General features: G+C 57.2%; 18 protein-coding genes. 6 read left to right on the top strand and 12 right to left on the bottom strand.

The window, feature by feature from the left end:
- Positions 1-112 precede the first annotated feature (112 nt).
- The 3 genes from ACR0JE_RS00090 to ACR0JE_RS00080 all read right to left on the bottom strand — a co-directional run bounded on the left by ACR0JE_RS00090 (position 113) and on the right by ACR0JE_RS00080 (position 2,718).
- Positions 113-520, bottom strand: a complete 408-nt coding sequence (locus ACR0JE_RS00090; RefSeq protein WP_480541675.1) for a DUF6636 domain-containing protein — start codon at positions 518-520, stop codon at positions 113-115.
- Positions 521-612: 92 nt separating this feature from the next.
- A complete protein-coding gene (gene tgt / locus ACR0JE_RS00085; protein ID WP_480549410.1) occupies positions 613-1,743 on the bottom strand; it encodes a tRNA guanosine(34) transglycosylase Tgt in 1,131 nt (376 codons plus the stop codon).
- 63 nt (positions 1,744-1,806) lie between these two features.
- Entirely contained in the window at positions 1,807-2,718 is a 912-nt protein-coding gene (locus tag ACR0JE_RS00080; protein WP_480862171.1) for a nucleoside hydrolase, read from the bottom strand.
- A 164-nt stretch (positions 2,719-2,882) separates the two neighbouring features.
- Here ACR0JE_RS00080 and ACR0JE_RS00075 point away from each other — a divergent pair, with 164 nt between their 5' ends.
- The 3 genes from ACR0JE_RS00075 to ACR0JE_RS00065 all read left to right on the top strand — a co-directional run bounded on the left by ACR0JE_RS00075 (position 2,883) and on the right by ACR0JE_RS00065 (position 4,503).
- On the top strand, positions 2,883-3,773 hold the full coding sequence (locus ACR0JE_RS00075; RefSeq protein WP_480541682.1) for an SPFH domain-containing protein: 891 nt from the start codon (positions 2,883-2,885) through the stop codon (positions 3,771-3,773).
- Complete coding sequence (locus tag ACR0JE_RS00070; RefSeq protein ID WP_480541684.1) at positions 3,773-4,051, top strand: NfeD family protein; 279 nt, start codon at positions 3,773-3,775, stop codon at positions 4,049-4,051. Before ACR0JE_RS00075 ends, ACR0JE_RS00070 begins: the two co-directional genes overlap by 1 nt.
- A gap of 89 nt (positions 4,052-4,140) precedes the next feature.
- Positions 4,141-4,503: an SUF system Fe-S cluster assembly protein gene (locus ACR0JE_RS00065; RefSeq protein WP_170536990.1), complete on the top strand. Its 363-nt coding sequence runs from the start codon at positions 4,141-4,143 to the stop codon at positions 4,501-4,503.
- Positions 4,504-4,736: 233 nt separating this feature from the next.
- Here ACR0JE_RS00065 and ACR0JE_RS00060 read toward each other — a convergent pair whose 3' ends face one another.
- The gene (locus ACR0JE_RS00060) at positions 4,737-5,027 is read right to left on the bottom strand and encodes a hypothetical protein (protein WP_480498104.1); all 291 of its coding nucleotides are present in this window, start codon (positions 5,025-5,027) and stop codon (positions 4,737-4,739) included.
- Between the two features lie 192 nt (positions 5,028-5,219).
- Here ACR0JE_RS00060 and ACR0JE_RS00055 point away from each other — a divergent pair, with 192 nt between their 5' ends.
- Positions 5,220-5,585 (top strand): HesB/IscA family protein, encoded by a 366-nt coding sequence (locus tag ACR0JE_RS00055; RefSeq protein WP_170536994.1) that lies wholly within the window; start codon positions 5,220-5,222, stop codon positions 5,583-5,585.
- On the opposite strand, the gene ACR0JE_RS00050 is transcribed toward ACR0JE_RS00055, so the two are convergent.
- On the bottom strand, positions 5,582-6,493 hold the full coding sequence (locus tag ACR0JE_RS00050; RefSeq protein WP_480541689.1) for an isopenicillin N synthase family dioxygenase: 912 nt from the start codon (positions 6,491-6,493) through the stop codon (positions 5,582-5,584). The two genes, ACR0JE_RS00055 and ACR0JE_RS00050, sit on opposite strands and share 4 nt — an antisense overlap.
- 123 nt (positions 6,494-6,616) lie before the next feature.
- On the opposite strand from ACR0JE_RS00050, the gene tpiA reads away from it, so the two are divergent.
- Positions 6,617-7,366: a triose-phosphate isomerase gene (tpiA, locus tag ACR0JE_RS00045; protein ID WP_480862168.1), complete on the top strand. Its 750-nt coding sequence runs from the start codon at positions 6,617-6,619 to the stop codon at positions 7,364-7,366.
- An 8-nt stretch (positions 7,367-7,374) separates the two neighbouring features.
- Here tpiA and ACR0JE_RS00040 read toward each other — a convergent pair whose 3' ends face one another.
- From ACR0JE_RS00040 to ACR0JE_RS00010, 7 genes are all read right to left on the bottom strand, one after another.
- Positions 7,375-7,821 carry a nucleoside deaminase gene (locus tag ACR0JE_RS00040; protein ID WP_480549420.1) on the bottom strand — a complete coding sequence of 149 codons (447 nt, stop codon included), beginning with the start codon at positions 7,819-7,821 and terminating at the stop codon, positions 7,375-7,377.
- 73 nt (positions 7,822-7,894) lie between these two features.
- Positions 7,895-8,206 carry a DMT family transporter gene (locus ACR0JE_RS00035; protein ID WP_170537001.1) on the bottom strand — a complete coding sequence of 104 codons (312 nt, stop codon included), beginning with the start codon at positions 8,204-8,206 and terminating at the stop codon, positions 7,895-7,897.
- 139 nt (positions 8,207-8,345) lie between these two features.
- Positions 8,346-9,722 carry a TRAP transporter large permease gene (locus tag ACR0JE_RS00030; RefSeq protein WP_170537003.1) on the bottom strand — a complete coding sequence of 459 codons (1,377 nt, stop codon included), beginning with the start codon at positions 9,720-9,722 and terminating at the stop codon, positions 8,346-8,348.
- Positions 9,722-10,399 (bottom strand): TRAP transporter small permease, encoded by a 678-nt coding sequence (locus ACR0JE_RS00025; RefSeq protein ID WP_480862167.1) that lies wholly within the window; start codon positions 10,397-10,399, stop codon positions 9,722-9,724. Before ACR0JE_RS00025 ends, ACR0JE_RS00030 begins: the two co-directional genes overlap by 1 nt.
- Before the next feature lie 112 nt (positions 10,400-10,511).
- Positions 10,512-11,513: a DctP family TRAP transporter solute-binding subunit gene (locus ACR0JE_RS00020; RefSeq protein ID WP_480862165.1), complete on the bottom strand. Its 1,002-nt coding sequence runs from the start codon at positions 11,511-11,513 to the stop codon at positions 10,512-10,514.
- Positions 11,514-11,878: 365 nt separating this feature from the next.
- Positions 11,879-13,108 (bottom strand): sigma-54-dependent transcriptional regulator, encoded by a 1,230-nt coding sequence (locus ACR0JE_RS00015; RefSeq protein WP_480862163.1) that lies wholly within the window; start codon positions 13,106-13,108, stop codon positions 11,879-11,881.
- Complete coding sequence (locus ACR0JE_RS00010; protein ID WP_480862161.1) at positions 13,105-14,838, bottom strand: sensor histidine kinase; 1,734 nt, start codon at positions 14,836-14,838, stop codon at positions 13,105-13,107. Before ACR0JE_RS00010 ends, ACR0JE_RS00015 begins: the two co-directional genes overlap by 4 nt.
- A 47-nt stretch (positions 14,839-14,885) precedes the next feature.
- Here ACR0JE_RS00010 and ACR0JE_RS00005 point away from each other — a divergent pair, with 47 nt between their 5' ends.
- Positions 14,886-16,067 (top strand): cytochrome P450, encoded by a 1,182-nt coding sequence (locus tag ACR0JE_RS00005; RefSeq protein ID WP_480862159.1) that lies wholly within the window; start codon positions 14,886-14,888, stop codon positions 16,065-16,067.
- Positions 16,068-16,228: the final 161 nt, after the last annotated feature.

Genomic DNA, 16,228 nt, shown 5'->3' with positions numbered 1-16,228 from the left:
ACCATCATGTCTCAGTTCTCAGCATGACCCGAGGCTTTCCGGACTGCAAGGCGCCCGACCGAGATATCCACCGAAATTAGAGCCCTACGCATGCAAAATACGCAGCCAAAATTCAGAACACACGCTGCACGGCGCGGGACAGGAAAAATCCGTGGCCGTCCTGATTGCGGCATTCCAGACCTTTCCGAGAGGAACTGCAGGTAAATCCACCAAACTGGCCCGTGACCCCATATTCCGCACGTTCAAACCCGTCGCGGTTTCGATTCAGCGGCTGGCACAGCATTTCCACAGGGCCGGTATTGAACATCAAGAAATCATGGCCCCAGTCGGATTGGCAGTCCGAAGGCCGCGGCAATGCGGGCTGGCCGGACTTTTCGATTATCGTGCACTGGATATCAGAAGACTCAGCGCCTTCGCCCACCGAACATTGAATATTTTCGGATGGGGTTTCAAAGGTCCAGACATCTGAAATAGCAGGTGTCGCGCAGAAAACGGCTGCACCGAGAAAAAGGCGAAACATAAAAACTCTCCGGGTCACGAACTAAAAATAGCGTTGCTTGAAGTGGTCTTAGACTACCTGAAAACCACGCTATTGTCACCCGAACGGGACGGCTATAGCGGCTCGATATCACCTTGCGCGCGCGTAGCATGAAACTCAGCCTGCCACGCGTCGAAAGTTCCGGCAGCGATCGCATCCCGCATGCCCTGCATGATGTCCTGGAAGTAATGCAAATTGTGCCAAGTCAGCAGCATGCCCGAAATCATCTCATTCGACCGGAACACATGATGCAAATAAGCGCGCGAATAGTTCGAACAGGCCGGGCACGAGCATTCCTCGTCCAGCGGGCGCGGATCATCAGCGTGGCGGGCGTTTTTGATGTTGACGACACCACGTCTCGTAAACGCCTGCCCTGTGCGCCCTGAGCGTGATGGCAATACGCAATCCATCATGTCGACGCCGCGCGCAACGGCACCCACGATATCGTCGGGCTTGCCCACGCCCATCAGATAGCGCGGCTTGTCCGTGGGCAGGAAGTCGGGCGCGTAGTTGAGGCAGTCGAACATCGCTTCCTGCCCCTCACCGACAGCCAAACCACCAATGGCGTAGCCTTCAAAACCAATCGCCTTCAGCGCCTCGGCGCTTTCTTCGCGCAGGTCTTGTTCCAACCCGCCCTGCATGATGCCGAACAGCGCATGGCCCGGGCGGTCGCCAAACGCTTCCCGAGACCGCTCGGCCCACCGCATCGACAGCCGCATCGACTCGGCGATCCGATCCCGATCAGCGGGCAGCGAAGGGCATTCGTCGAAACACATCACAATATCCGAGCCCAGCAGGCGTTGGATCTCCATCGACCGTTCCGGCGTTAGTTCGTGTTTCGACCCATCCACATGGGATTTGAAGGTCACGCCCTTCTCGGTCAGTTTGCGCAACCCGGCCAGAGACATAACCTGAAACCCGCCCGAATCCGTCAGAATGGGCCGGTCCCAGTTCATGAACTTGTGCAGACCACCTAGCCTATCGATCCGCTCAGCTGTGGGACGCAGCATCAGGTGATAGGTGTTTCCCAGCAGGATATCCGCCCCGGTTGCGCGCACGCTTTCCGGCATCATCGCCTTGACCGTCGCCGCCGTTCCGACCGGCATAAACGCTGGCGTGCGCACCTCACCACGGGGCGTGTTGATAACACCTGTGCGGGCCTTGCCATCGGTGGCTTTGAGGTCAAATGAAAACGGCTGGGTCATATCATCATCTCAGATCGCGGAACCGGGCAGGCTTTGCCCGATCCGCTGATGCATTGCAACCCGTCAGGGCAGCGAGGCGACCCGAGCCGTGAACAGGTCAACCACCCCTGCCCCATCCACATCTCGACATACGGTCACGGGCGGGCGGTCATCCTGCGGCATTGTCGCGCCCAACGCATCTCCTTCGGTAGTCACCTGCAACCCTGTTTGAACCAAATCGAACATATGGTCATGGGTACAGGCGATCACAGCGGTCGAGTCATGCAGGCCACAGCCATCCAGGCCGCCAATCTCCTTGTAGAACTGTAAATAGAACTTGGAGATGTCGCGCAGGAACACCCCCATATCGGATGATTTCTGCGCCAGCGCCTCAAAATCGGCGTTTTGGTACAGCGTTTTCAGCGTCACATCCAAACCCACCAGAACCGTTTCGGGCGGCGCGGCAAAAACCGTATCGGCGGCATGCGCATCGTGATAGATATTGGCTTCGGCATGTGGAGTGATGTTTCCGGGGCAATAGACAGCACCCCCCATGATCACCAAGCGTCCAAGGTTCTTTGAAAACTGCGGGTCCAGCGCCATCGCTTCGGCGATATTGGTGAGCGGACCGATGGCACAAATCACCAGTTCGTCAGCATGTTCACGCGCCATTTCCACCAGAAACTCAGCCGCTGTCAGGTCATGGTTCTGCCCGATCTCGGGGATATCGGTCAGATCCCCAAAGCCTTCTGGCCCGTGCACATGCTCGGACGGGCTGTGATCGTCTTTGCCATGAGCCGCACTCGCGCCTTGGGCAACAGGGATATCCAAACCCAATTTGTCGACCAGAAACCGAGCGTTCCGGCTGGATTGGTTGACATGTGTATTGCCAAAAACCGTTGTCAGACCGATCAGGTCAATCTCGGGTGCCGCAGCAGCGTAAGCGATGGCCATCGCGTCATCGATGCCGGGGTCTGTATCAATTATCAGTTTCATTCCGCCCCGATACCGCAGTCAAATGCAGATGCAAAGCGATCACTGTCGTCTTCGCTCAGGCGCTACACTATTTGCATCCAACTGCATTCGCGCCATACCAGAGTTGAAAACGGGCGACTCAATCCCCAAATGTATACTATAGTACACAATAAAAGAGGACAGATATGACAGAAGAGCAGATTATCGGATTGCTTTCATCGAACATTATCTACCTGCTTGGCGCCGTCCTGGTCGTCATCGTTATTCTCAAGGGCATTAAAATCGTGCCACAATCTGAGAAATACGTAGTTGAACGGTTCGGGCGTTTGCACTCGGTGCTGGGGCCCGGAATCAATTTTATCGTTCCATTTCTGGATGTTGCACGCCACAAGATCTCGATCCTGGAACGTCAGCTGCCAAATGCAACGCAGGACGCGATTACCAAGGACAACGTGTTGGTGCAGATCGACACCTCGGTTTTCTACCGGATTCTGGAGCCTGAAAAGACTGTCTACCGTATCCGCGATGTGGACGGCGCGATTGCCACCACCGTCGCCGGTATCGTTCGCGCCGAGATCGGTAAAATGGATCTGGATGAGGTTCAATCGAACCGAGCCCAACTGATAAACCGGATTCAGGAAAGCGTTGAAACTGCCGTGGATGACTGGGGGATTGAGGTGACGCGTGCAGAAATTCTGGACGTGAACCTTGACCAAGCAACACGGGACGCGATGTTGCAGCAGTTAAACGCCGAACGTGCGCGCCGTGCGCAGGTGACCGAGGCGGAAGGTCAGAAACGCGCGGTTGAGCTACAGGCAGATGCTGAGTTATACGCCGCCGAGCAATCGGCCAAAGCGCGCCGCATTCAGGCCGATGCCGAAGCCTATGCTACCGGTGTCGTGGCCAAGGCCATTCAGGACAACGGGATTGAGGCCGCCCAGTACCAAGTTGCCCTGAAACAGGTGGAATCGCTCAACGCATTGGGCAATGGTTCGGGCAAACAGACTATCGTTGTTCCGGCCAACGCCTTGGAAGCATTTGGAGATGCGTTTAAGATGCTGAAAGGAGCAAAGTAATGGCTGATCCCTTTTGGCTGACATGGTGGATCTGGTTGGCGGGCGCCCTGGCGCTCGGCATACTGGAACTGGTTCTGCCCGGGTTCATCTTTTTGGGCTTTGCCATCGGAGCCGCGATCACAGGTTTGATTCTGGTCATCCCCGGAGTCGCGCCGTCGCTGCCCATCCTGTTGCTGATTTTTGCGGTTCTGTCGCTGATTGCCTGGCTGATCCTGCGTAAGCTGTTCGCGCTGCCGCACGGCCAAGTGAAAACCTTCCAACACGATATCAATGACTGACACCATTCTGGCATTGCCCGGACGGCATGACTGGACGCTGGGCAGGCCATTCCCTATATAAAAAGTCAGGCAACTGACCCGAGGCAATGATGACCCATCCCAGCGAACAGTTTGAAGGTGCACCCTTGATTGCGCCCTCGACAATCGAACATCCTCTATACGATCAAGTGGTGGATGCGTGCCGAACGGTTTATGACCCTGAAATTCCAGTCAATATCTATGACCTGGGCCTGATCTACACAATCGACATCAAGGAAGATAACGCTGTTAAAGTCATCATGACCCTGACCGCACCCGGATGCCCGGTTGCCGGGGAAATGCCAGGCTGGATTGTCGAAGCCATCGAACCCGTGGCTGGCGTGAAAGAAGTTGATGTCGAACTGACATGGGAACCCCCTTGGGGCATGGACATGATGTCCGACGAAGCGCGGCTAGAACTCGGCTTTATGTAATTCAGCCTGAACAGCCTGCTGAAGGCTGATTGTCACAAAACATTAGCTTTTGCGTTACCTTGCTGTGTGTCGGCTGTCACATTGGTGAGGGACATATACGGCGCATCTACAATCGCACAGGTTGAACGCAGTGATGCACTTGGGCCGTGACCAATGCGCCGCCCCCCGTCGCTCGGCCCCGAATTTGGACCGCTCTTGCCCGAGAGCGGTCTTTTTCATTGTCTAACTAACACTTATGGTATGCCACAAGTCGATCTGATCTCGGCCGCGCGTGCATCAAGCTGTTTGATATAGTCGCCTGCTAACATCTTAAGATGTTTGTTCTCAGTTCCCGTCACCAGACCCAGCAGAGCGCCAGCAGGCAGAATCGAAACAACACTTTCGACCTGCTGATCTTCAGCATGTCGTTTCTCAGCCGCGATCGCGCGTAAATCACCGGGTGCGGTCGCGCAGTTAACTGGATGCCGCTTTGTATCATCGGCAGCCATCGCCGGTTGCGCAACAGCGAAGCAGAGCAAACCCATCAAGATGCTTTTTCTAACTATGTGTTGCACCGTCATCGCGTCTGACCTCTTTCAAAACAGTCTGCTCGCAGGCTAAAGCGACGCAGCCACCGATGACAACCCGCAGCGGAAACAGAAATTGAATGCGCGCTCTCTTGAGCCCGGCCCGTGTCGGGCCTAGATTAGAACAAACGCGCGACGACGGAGACACAGATGTTCGGCATTCCCGGCAAACAAGCCGTGACCATGACGCCCAAGGCTGCAGAGCAGATCACCCGCCTGATGACAACAGGTGGGCATGCCGGTTTGCGCATCGGCGTTAAAAAGGGCGGCTGCGCTGGCATGGAATACACGATGGACTATGTGGATGAGGCCGACCCCCATGATGAGGTCGTCGAGCAAGATGGCGCACGCGTGATGATCGCCCCGATGGCGCAGATGTTCCTGTTCGGCACCGAGATTGACTATGAGGTCTCGCTGCTTGAATCCGGTTTCAAGTTCAGAAACCCGAACGTGGTCGACGCCTGCGGATGCGGCGAGTCAATCAAATTTGACGAAAGCCTGTCTTCGCAGGCTTAGGCCGACTTTAAATGCACGTAGGTTTCGTTGAAGCGTTTCGTCAGGTGCTCACCTGCCGAAATCACCTGATCTGACTCAGGCGGCGCAACATTGGTGTCGTAGGACGGGTTAAAGAACAACGGGACCGAAATCCGTTCATGAGCCCCGCCAACCACCCGATGCTCGGTCGCCTTGACGCGACCTGCGGTCCAGAACTCCAGCATTTCACCAAAGTTGATGATGAACGTACCCGGCGCGGCCTCGACCTTTTCCCAGGTCCCGTCGGGCATACGAACTTCCAGGCCTGCGGTTCCGTCGGTCGCCAGCAGGGTCAGGCAGCCATAATCGGTATGGGCCCCGATACCGAAATCCTTCTCGCCCGCCCAGATAGGCCGCTGCGGATAATAGTTCCCGCGCAGCAGAGCCATTGGTGTGTCAAAGGCCGTGTCGAAACTGTCAGCATCTCGACCCAGGGCCACGGCGATGGCGCGTAGTACCCGCATTGCTACACCACACGCATCCGCATAGTAGGCACGGATGGTCTGCTCGAAGCTTTCCGGTGCCTCGGGCCACTGGTTCGGCGCATAGACGCTTAGTTTGCGCGCGCGATACGGGCTCAGTTCAGGCAGTTCATAGCCGCAATCAAAGACCTCTTTGAAATCCGGGTTGGCGTTCGGATCCACCTGTTCGGATTTCGGCGCGCCCCACCCCCGGTTTGACCCGGTCGCAGCCATATCGACCAGTTTCTTATCCTGCTCAGGCAGCCGGAAAAAGTCGAAGTAAGTCGAAATCACCTGCTGCACCCGTTCAGCGCTCAGCCCGGTATTCCCGATGGTTAAAAAACCCACCTGCCCGATGGCTTGCTGAAGCCGGGCAAGTTCGTCCTTATCGCGGCTATCCAGTTTTTCGAGATCAAGATTATCAATCATGGCGCCCTCACCGAATCACGGCGGACCGTGCCGAGGTGCAGCCGGAACTGCAACCTGAATTGTAAGCTCCGATCAACGGTGCTATCCGAAAGGCAAATCGCGGATCTAGCAGGAGAAACGGATATGCGGCGCAAGCTGGCGGCGGGAAACTGGAAAATGAACGGAACCGGCGCGGCCCTTGCCGAGCTTGAAGCATTGGCAGCGCGCTATCCAACGCCTGAGGTCGATATCCTGATCTGCCCGCCAGCCACGTTGCTAGAGCGTGCGGCGACAACCGTCGAAAGCTCTGGTGTGGCCGTTGGTGGCCAGGATTGCCACGCGGAAAGCGCGGGGGCACATACCGGCGACATCAGCGCCGAGATGCTGCGGGATGCGGGTGCCTCAGCGGTGATCCTGGGCCATTCGGAACGCCGTGTGGACCATGGCGAACAAAATGAGGATATCCGCGCAAAGGCCCGTGCTGCCATGAACGCAGGGCTGCAAGCCGTCATCTGCGTCGGTGAAAGCTTGGAACAGCGCGAAGCGGCCAACACGCTGGACATCATCGGCGGTCAGATGTCAGGCTCGATCCCCGATCAATCCACTGGCGCGAACCTGATCGTCGCCTATGAACCGATCTGGGCCATTGGCACCGGCAAAGTCCCAACGCTGGACGAGATTGGGGCCGTACACGATTTCATTCGTGCCCGTCTTGAACGCCGATTTGGCGAGGGTGTTGGACGTTCGGTGCGCGTGCTTTACGGTGGCTCGGTCAAGCCGTCGAACGCGGCGGAGATTTTTGGCGTATCCAATGTGGATGGCGCGCTGGTGGGCGGCGCAAGTCTGAAAGCAGATGATTTCTCGGGCATTGTCGACGCATTGCGTGCGATGTGAGACGGATGTTACTCAGCGATATCTTCCGCCCAAAGCTCGGGCTTCTCTGCGATAAACCGCTTCATCAAGGCGATACATTCTGGGTCTTCGGCTAAGACAACCTCAACGCCGCGTTCACGCAGAAACGCTTCATTACCGCCAAAGTTCTGAGTGTCCCCGATCACTACGCGTGGGATTCCGAATTGCACGATGGTGCCCGCACACATCATGCAGGGTGACAAAGAGGTATAGAGGACCGTATCGCGATAGGTCTTCTGTCGCCCCGCTTTGCGCAAGGCATCCATTTCGCCATGGGCGATCGGGTCACCACGCTGCACCCGTTGGTTGCGCCCTCTGGACACAACCTCTCCACCCCGGGCTAACACCGACCCGATTGGGCAGCCACCTTCGTCAAACCCCGCTTTCGCCTCATCATAGGCAATGCGCAGTAGGCGCATGTCGGTGTCTGTCATCATGTCGAGCAAACCTCCTCGGATCGGTGTTTTGTCAGCAGCGTGACGAATACAGATGCAGGCGTCAACGCCGCCATCACGCCAGCTTCATCGTTACGATCCCCGCAATGATGAGAGCCGCGGCCAACAAGCGCATGGGAGTCAGCGCTTCACCCAACACGGTGACGCCAACCACAAACGCGCCAACCGCACCAATACCGACCCAGATCGTGTAAGCGGTGCCTAGCGGCAGGTCTCGCATCGCCAGCGACAGCAGTCCAAACGACCCGATCATCGAAACGCCCATGATCGCGGTCGGCCACAGCCGTGTAAATCCAGCGGATTGCTTCATCGCACCCGCCCAAACAATTTCTAGTATTCCGGCAAAAACAAGCATGATCCATGCCATGAGGTGACCCCATATCAAAGCGGGTCGTCCCGCATGATCTGCCCGTGGTGGGGAGGTCGTCCTCTGATCCAGAGATGGGTATCCCTGTCCCGACGTTCAAGTCTGGCCGGGCAACATCTGCTGCCCGGCCATCCACGCGCTAGTTCGTTATGATTTCGGGCCCCATGACCGAGTTCGGCAGGAAGGTCGAAATCCACGGGATATAGGTCACCATGATCAGGAAGACGAACAGCACCGCCAGGAAAGGCAGCGCAGCCTTCACGACACCCATCATCGGCATGCCGGCAACGCCGGACGTCACGAACAGGTTCAGCCCAACCGGCGGTGTGATCATCCCGATCTCCATGTTCACCACCATGATGATGCCCAAATGGATCGGGTCGATGCCCAGTTCGATTGCAATCGGGAACACCAGAGGTGCAACGATCACCAACAGACCCGAAGGCTCCATGAATTGACCACCGATCAACAGGATCACATTCACGACGATCAGGAAGGTTACAGGACCCAGCCCAGCAGACAACATCGCCTCGGCAATGTGCTGTGGCACCTGTTCGTCGGTCAAAACATGCTTCAGGATCAGCGCATTGGCGATGACGAACAGCAGCGTGACGGTCAGCTTACCAGCCTCGAACAGCGTGTGCTTGGTGTCAGGATGGAAGAACGCTGTGATCAGCGCGTGGGGTTTCTTGAACAGCGAGATATTCGCAGTCCCTTCTTCCGTGCTGAGCGGCCCCATATCCTTGTAGACAAAGCTGGCAATCAGGAAGGCGTAGACAGCGGCCACGGCTGCGGCCTCGGTTGGTGTGAAGATACCACCATAGATACCGCCCAGGATGATTACGATCAGGAACAGGCCCCAACCAGCCTCGCGCGCCGAGACGAAGATTTCGCCCCAGCCCTTCCAATCGCCCTTCGGCAGGTTCTTAACCTTGGCCATGACATAGATGGTGATCATCAGCATCAGACCGGCCATCAGGCCCGGAATAACACCCGCCAGGAACATCCGCCCGACCGAAACCTCGACGGCCGCGGCGTAGACCACCATCACAATCGACGGCGGGATCAGAATGCCCAGAGTGCCCGCGTTACAGATCACACCGGCGGCGAATTCCTTGGAATAACCCACCTGACGCATCCCGGCGATCACGATGGAGCCGATGGCCACAACGGTCGCCGGGGACGACCCGGACAGTGCTGCAAACAGCATACAGGCGAAAACACCCGCGATTGCCAGACCGCCCGGCAAATGCCCCACGCACGCAATCGAGAACCGGATGATCCGCCGCGCCACGCCACCCGTCGTCATGAAGGACGAGGCCAGAATGAAGAAGGGGATCGCAAGAAGGGTAAAGTGCCCCTCGAACGCCTCAAACAGTGTTCCTGCGACCGAAGCCAATGAACTGTCGGAATAGATCAGCAGGAACAGGGTCGAGCTGAGGCCCAAAGCCACGGCAATCGGAACACCGATCAGCAGGAGGCCAATGACCATTGAAAAGAGAAGTACGACGTCCATTAGTTGTGCTCTCCTTGCTGAGCCCGGACCTCTTCGATCTCGTCCTCGACCTCGTGACTGGCGACCAGGCGGTCGGTCTCACCACGCCAGATCTGAACGGCGACTTGCGCAAAGCGGATCACCAGCAGCAGCATCGAAAGGGGTAGGATGAAGTAAGGAACGACCTTGGGTAGTTTTTCGTAGTATTCGCCGTAGTTGATCAGGCCCTCCAGAAACCGCAGCGGAGCGATCATCGGGATATCGTCAACTTCGTAAAAGCTCTGACTGCGCGCATCAAAATTCAGACCCGTGGGAAACCAGCGGCCTGATGTGGGCGGCAAATCCGCGAACACCGCCCAGTAGTCATAGGACCCTTTGAGCAGCAAAAGCGAGAAGACCAGACAACAGGCGACGGCAATCAGCGCCAATATACGCCGCGGCGCGGGGGCCAGCATATTCAGAATCGCATCAACGCCCAGATGCGCGTGCTTTTTTACCGCATAAGAAGCGCCCAGCAGAACCAGCCAGCCGAACATGAACACTGTCAGCTCCAGCGCCCATAGAATATTGGAATTAAAGAAGAACCGGGCGATCACATTGGCAAAGGTTACGGCCGTCATCAGGCCCAGCAGCAATGCGATCAGGGTTTCTTCGATATGATCGACCAGCCCGGTCGGGCCGGATTTCGCACCAGACATCTTTCTGTCCCCGCAATTTTTGTGATGAGAGTGATAGCGGGCGGGCTTTCGCAGCCCGCCCGGCCTGCGCGTCGAATACTCCCCAGTCCCCCGACGCGTGGCCCGATCCGGATCAGAACCCGGCGTTGATCGCCTGAGCGGCGTCGATCTTGTCCTGACCTACGTCACCGGCGAATTGATCCCAAACGGGCTTCATCGCATCGACCCAAGCCTGACGTTGTTCGGGGTTCAACTCGCGGATGATACCGCCTGCATTTGTGATTGACGCTTTAGCCTCTTCGTTCACTGCGAAGGCTTCTTTGTTCCGCTGCTCGGTCACTTCGGCCAAAATGGTCGTGAATTGGTCACGCACTTCCGGGTCCAGGCTGTCCAGCCAGTCCACCGAGGTCACGACCAGATAGTCGATGATGCCGTGATTGGTCTCGGTGATGCCGTCCTGCACCTCAAAGAACTTCTTGCCGTAGATGTTGGACCAGGTGTTCTCCTGACCGTCCACAACGCCCTGCTGCAGCGCGCCATAGACTTCCGAGAAGGCCATTTTCTGTGGGCTGCCACCAATGGCTTCCATCTGAGCAACCAGAACGTCCGAAGATTGTACGCGGAACTTCAGGCCATCTGCATCGGACGGATCAACCAAAGGCTTGTTGGCCGACATCTGCTTCATGCCATTGTGCCAGAAGGCCAGCCCCTGCAGGCCACGGCGCTGCATGCTGTCTTTCATCGCCTGACCATCTGCTGATGCCTGGAACGCATCCACAGCATCGATGTTCTTGAACATGAACGGCAGGTCAAACAGGCGGAACTGCTTAGTGAATTTCTCGAACTTCGACAGCGATGGCGCGGCCAATTGCACATCGCCCTGCAGCATCGCCTCAAGCACTTTGTCATCGTTGTAGAGGGTGGAGTTCGGATAGACCTCCATGCACATCACGCCCTGCATCTCGTCATTGACGCGCTGCTCCAGCAGCGAGGCAGCGATGCCCTTGGGGTGTTTGTCGGTGTTGGTCACATGCGCGAATTTGACGACAATCTCGCCGTCATCACAGGCCGCCATGCCTGCTGTGGCGGTTACCGTAAGCGCCATCGCCGTTGCGGCGGTTGCTAGAAGTTTCATCTGTCTTCCTCCCTGACTTCAAAACAGTTCAATAGGTGCCACACGGGCACCGCATGCCGGGCAGTCAAACGAATCAACTCTAACGGCACAACGATTTGATCGACTTTAGTCACTCCTCTATTTTTATATTTAATAACAATATTTTATATTTCATCCCGAACCACCCCTTTACATAAGACAACTCGCTTGTGCGAAAATCCGCACATCAGAAATCTTGTATGTGCGGATTTTCGCACGGATTTCGAATCAATTGGTACGAATCGCATTTGATACCCAAACGCGCCGACCGCAGCCCGCTCCAGCGGGCTGCCCGGCCCAACAACTTGCCCGCATGACATGCGGGTTAAGCTGGCGGGAGTATCTGCTTATCTTCGGTAGTCTTCCGGTTTGATCTGGTACCGCGCGAGTTTGTCATAAAACGTCTTGCGTGGCAGCTTCAGTGCCTTTGCCGCGTCCGAGGCTTTGCCATTGTGCCGCCCTAACGCAGCGATCAGCAACGATCGTTCGACCCGAGCCATCTGATCGCTAAGCCCAAGCTCAGCCGCTTGCGCCACATCGTCCGGCATCCCCAGAACAAACCGCATCGCTGCCGACATCAGAGACCGCGCATTGCCCGGCCAATCACGCGCCATCAGCGAGGCAAGGTGTTCCGAGGTGATCTCTGGCTCGGGAATGCCCGCCTGTTCAGCCGCTTGCGCGACATAGTGGCGGAAGATGACAGGAATATCTTCAGGCCGTTCTGCCAGTGACGGAATACGCACACGCATCACATCCAACCGATAGAAAAGATCGGCGTTGAACTGACCCTGGTCTGAAAGCGCTGACAGATCAGCCGTTGTTCCCGCGATAATCCGCGTCTCAGTGCCCTGTTCCATCAGCTCAAGCGCGGCGTATTGGGTTGCCACTGGCAGCGCCGATATCTCGTCTAGAAACAACGATCCGCCGACAGCAGAAGCAGCACTTTGTACCAGATCATCAGCGCTCAGCCCCGAGGACGGGCGTTTCACAAACGATCCCTGAGCAACGGGTGACATCAGGTGCACAACCTCCGCGACCTTGGATATGCCGCTGCCCGGCGGACCGGTGACCAAAACCTCGGCGCCTGTCATTGCAACATTGCGGACCCGGTCTCGCAAAGCCGCTGCCTGCGCGGACAAGCCAAACAGCAACCGTGCGGCTGGGTCGCCACGCTCCAACTCGGTTTTTAGTGCACGTTCACGCAAAACTTCACAGCGTGCCGAGAAAGCACGTTCAAGCACGTTCAGCAAATCAGCTGCGGCGCAGGGCTTCTCCAGAAAATCGAAAGCCCCCTGCCCCATGGCTTTTACTGCCATCGGGATATCGCCTTCACCTGTCAGCAGGACAACCGGCAGGTCCGGGTCAATCTCATGTGCATAGGCCAACAGATGAAACCCATCCCGCCCCGGCATTCTAATGTCTGACAGGATCACACCCGGAAAATCGGCGCGTATATGATCCTTGGCTGCCACAAACGATCCCACGGACAGAGGCTCACATTCCGCCAGCTCCAACGTCTGAGACAACGCCTCGCGCACCGCCGCGTCATCGTCCACCAAAAGCACTTTGCGCGTCATGCCACCTTACCCTCTGCAAAATGCTCCAGTTCCACGCTGAATACAGCACCACCTTCCGCGTTCGCACCCCGGATATTGCCGCCAAAGCTTTGCACCAATCCGTAAGAGATCGACAGCCCAAGCCCCAAACCTTCGGACGAGCCTACAGATTTTGTAGTGTAAAAGGGTTCAAACAGCTTGTCCGGATCTTCGATCCCCGGGCCTGTATCGCGGATGAACACAACCAGACGATCCCCGTTATCGATCTGAATACTGATCCGTTTGTCCACCTGACCGTCCATGGCATCGATAGCGTTGTTGATCAGATTCACAAAAACCTGCGCCAGACGGACCTCTCCACCCCAGGCGTTCGCGGGATGCGAGGGAGGCGACCAGTTTAGTGTCACCCGCTCCTCTCGCAGGCGAGGCTCGGTCAGTTCGATTGCCGACTGGATGACCTGCACCAGATCGACCTTCCCCATAGGCTCGCTCTCATTACGAGCAAAAGCCCTGAGGTTCTTGATGATCCGCGCCATGCGTGCCGCCATTTCTGAGATACGCCCGAGGTTTTTCCCGGCTTTTTCGCCCTGCCCGCGCTCCATATAAGCCGCGCCATTGTCCGCAAATTGCTGGATTGCCATCAACGGTTGGTTCAACTCATGACTGATGCCTGCCGACATCTGACCCAAAGCGCTGAGTTTGCCGGCCTGAACCAAATCTGCCTGAGCCTTTTTCAGCGCCGCTTCAGCCTCCTGCCGCTCTGCCACTTCGCGCCGAAGGGCCGTATTGGCCGTGGTCAGATCACGCGTTCGTTTCGCCACGCGGCCTTCGAGCACCGTATTTGCCTCGGCCAGCGTGCGCCGTCGCTCGGTTGCCAGAAACAGCAAGGCTCCAAAGGCCAGACAGATGGCCGCAACCGCCGCCGCCTGCAGGCTCGCCAACCGCCGCGCCGGGGCGACGTCCACCAGCACTTCAGCCGTCATGTCAATCACGGGCAGATCAAGTGTCAGATGCAAAGCCCGCCGAGGCAGGTAACGACCCCAGTTCAACGACCACAACTCATGCCCATCCACCCAAGACGTGGCAAAATCAATCGGGGTCCCATCGGGCGGTGTGAGCCCCCGTTGCCCCTCGACACGTGACCAGAACAAAAGATCGGACCGGTTTGAGATAAAGACAACCCCGTCATTGTCCACAAAAAATACCGCCTCGGTACTGCCGCGCCAGGTCTGTTCCACATCCTGCACATCCGCGACTACCATCAAGGCGCCGACAACCTGCCCGGCGGGGCCAAAACTGGGCGCAGCATAGGAATAGATCCTGTTTCCGCTCTCCGGCTCAACCCCATGCGCGCTGCCCATGGCCCCCTGCAGGGCACGCCTGAATGCGGGATGCTCGGCCATATTACGCGGTCCCACGGGCTTTGCGGATGCCAGAACCCGGCCCGACTGATCCAGATAAATCATGTTGATCGCGGCCGTCTTATCCGCCACATCCAGCAGCATGAGACGGGCCGCCAGTTCTTGCTCAGGAGTACTGAGCTCTTGCAGCGTCGGATGGTTCGCCATCAGGACAGCAAGCTCTTGATAGACCTGCATCTGCGTACTCAACCGGTCAGCCGCCAATTCAAGATCGGCCTCAGCCTTTTGACTCAGCTGCGACAGGGCTTGCCGATACCCATAAGACCAGACAGCCGTCGATAGCAAACCAACCGCCAACAGGAATCCGACAATGACCCAAAGCCTCTGCATGACATAGGGTCTTGCATTCACCACGCTCGATGGCAAGTCTGCGCGACATGAAGACCCTGTCACAATCCCCGACCGACCCTACTTTTGTCCAAAACCCGTACCCGTTCTACGACACGGCCCGCGCCTGTGGCGATCTATTCTATTGGGAGGACTACCGGATGGTCGCGACAGTCTCACACAAAGCTGTGCAGGCGCTGTTTCGTGACAGACGATTTGGCCGTGAAGTTCCACTCGAACACGCCCAACCCGCGCCAGATCATCTGGCCCCGTGGCTTGCGGTCGAAGCGCATTCGCTGCTCGAAACTGAACCGCCCCGCCACACGCGCCTGCGCGCTTTGGTTACCCGCGCCTTTACCTCTCGGGCTATTACCAGCCTTGCGCCTTCCATCGAAACGCTCTGCCATGAACTGATCGATCACTTTCCTGATACGCCGTTCGACCTGCTGCAGGCTTACTGCACCCAAGTTCCGGTCATCACAATCTGCCGCCTTCTCGGTGTACCCGAGGCAATGGCCCCAGATCTTCTGCGCTGGTCCCATGACATGGTCGCCATGTACCAGGCCAGCCGAACGATCGAAACAGAACATCGGGCGGCGCAATCCTCGCGCGAGTTTGCCAATTTCCTTCTGGGCTACATCGATCAACGACGCTCGGACCCGCGCGAAGATCTGATCACCCGCCTGATTGCAGCTGAGGAGGAAGGAGAGAAACTCTCGACGGATGAACTGGTCTCGACCTGTATCCTGCTTTTGAACGCCGGGCATGAGGCAACGGTGCATTCGCTCGGCAATGGGGTAAAAACTCTACTACAAACTCAAACCGCCCCGACTGCGCTCGCATCTGATGCCATAGACTCCACGGTCGAAGAAATCCTGCGCTACGACCCGCCCCTACATATGTTCACACGCTACGCCTATGAAGACATCGAGGTCTTCGGTCACCCATTCAAACGCGGCGATCAGCTGGCATTGCTGCTCGGGGCGGCCAATCGAGACCCCGCGGTTTGGCCTGATCCAACCCTCTTCGATCCAACTCGGCCCGTCCAAACCAATTCCAGCTTTGGGGGCGGTCTTCACTTCTGCGTCGGCGCGCCGCTCGCCCGGCTTGAAATGCGCATCGCCTTGCCAATCTTGTTCGACAAATGCCCCGATTTGCAATTGACCGAACCTCCGCAATTTTCAAACAGCTACCATTTCCACGGCTTGGAAAAACTGATGGTTCAATACTGAATCGCGCGTGCCGCGCGATGCCTCCGGCGGGGATATTTTTGGCCAGATGAACAGGGGATCCAGACTTCATCTGGCCCAAAGTATCCCGGGGGAGTCGCCCCGTTAGGGGCGGCGGGGGGCAGGCCCCCCAACCGGCTAAACGGCCGCCCCAACGATCCAAG

It is taken from the genome of Ruegeria sp. H3 (genome assembly GCF_056533095.1).
The sequence above is the reverse complement of the archived record's forward strand: the minus strand, read 5'-3'. Positions and strand labels throughout refer to the sequence as shown.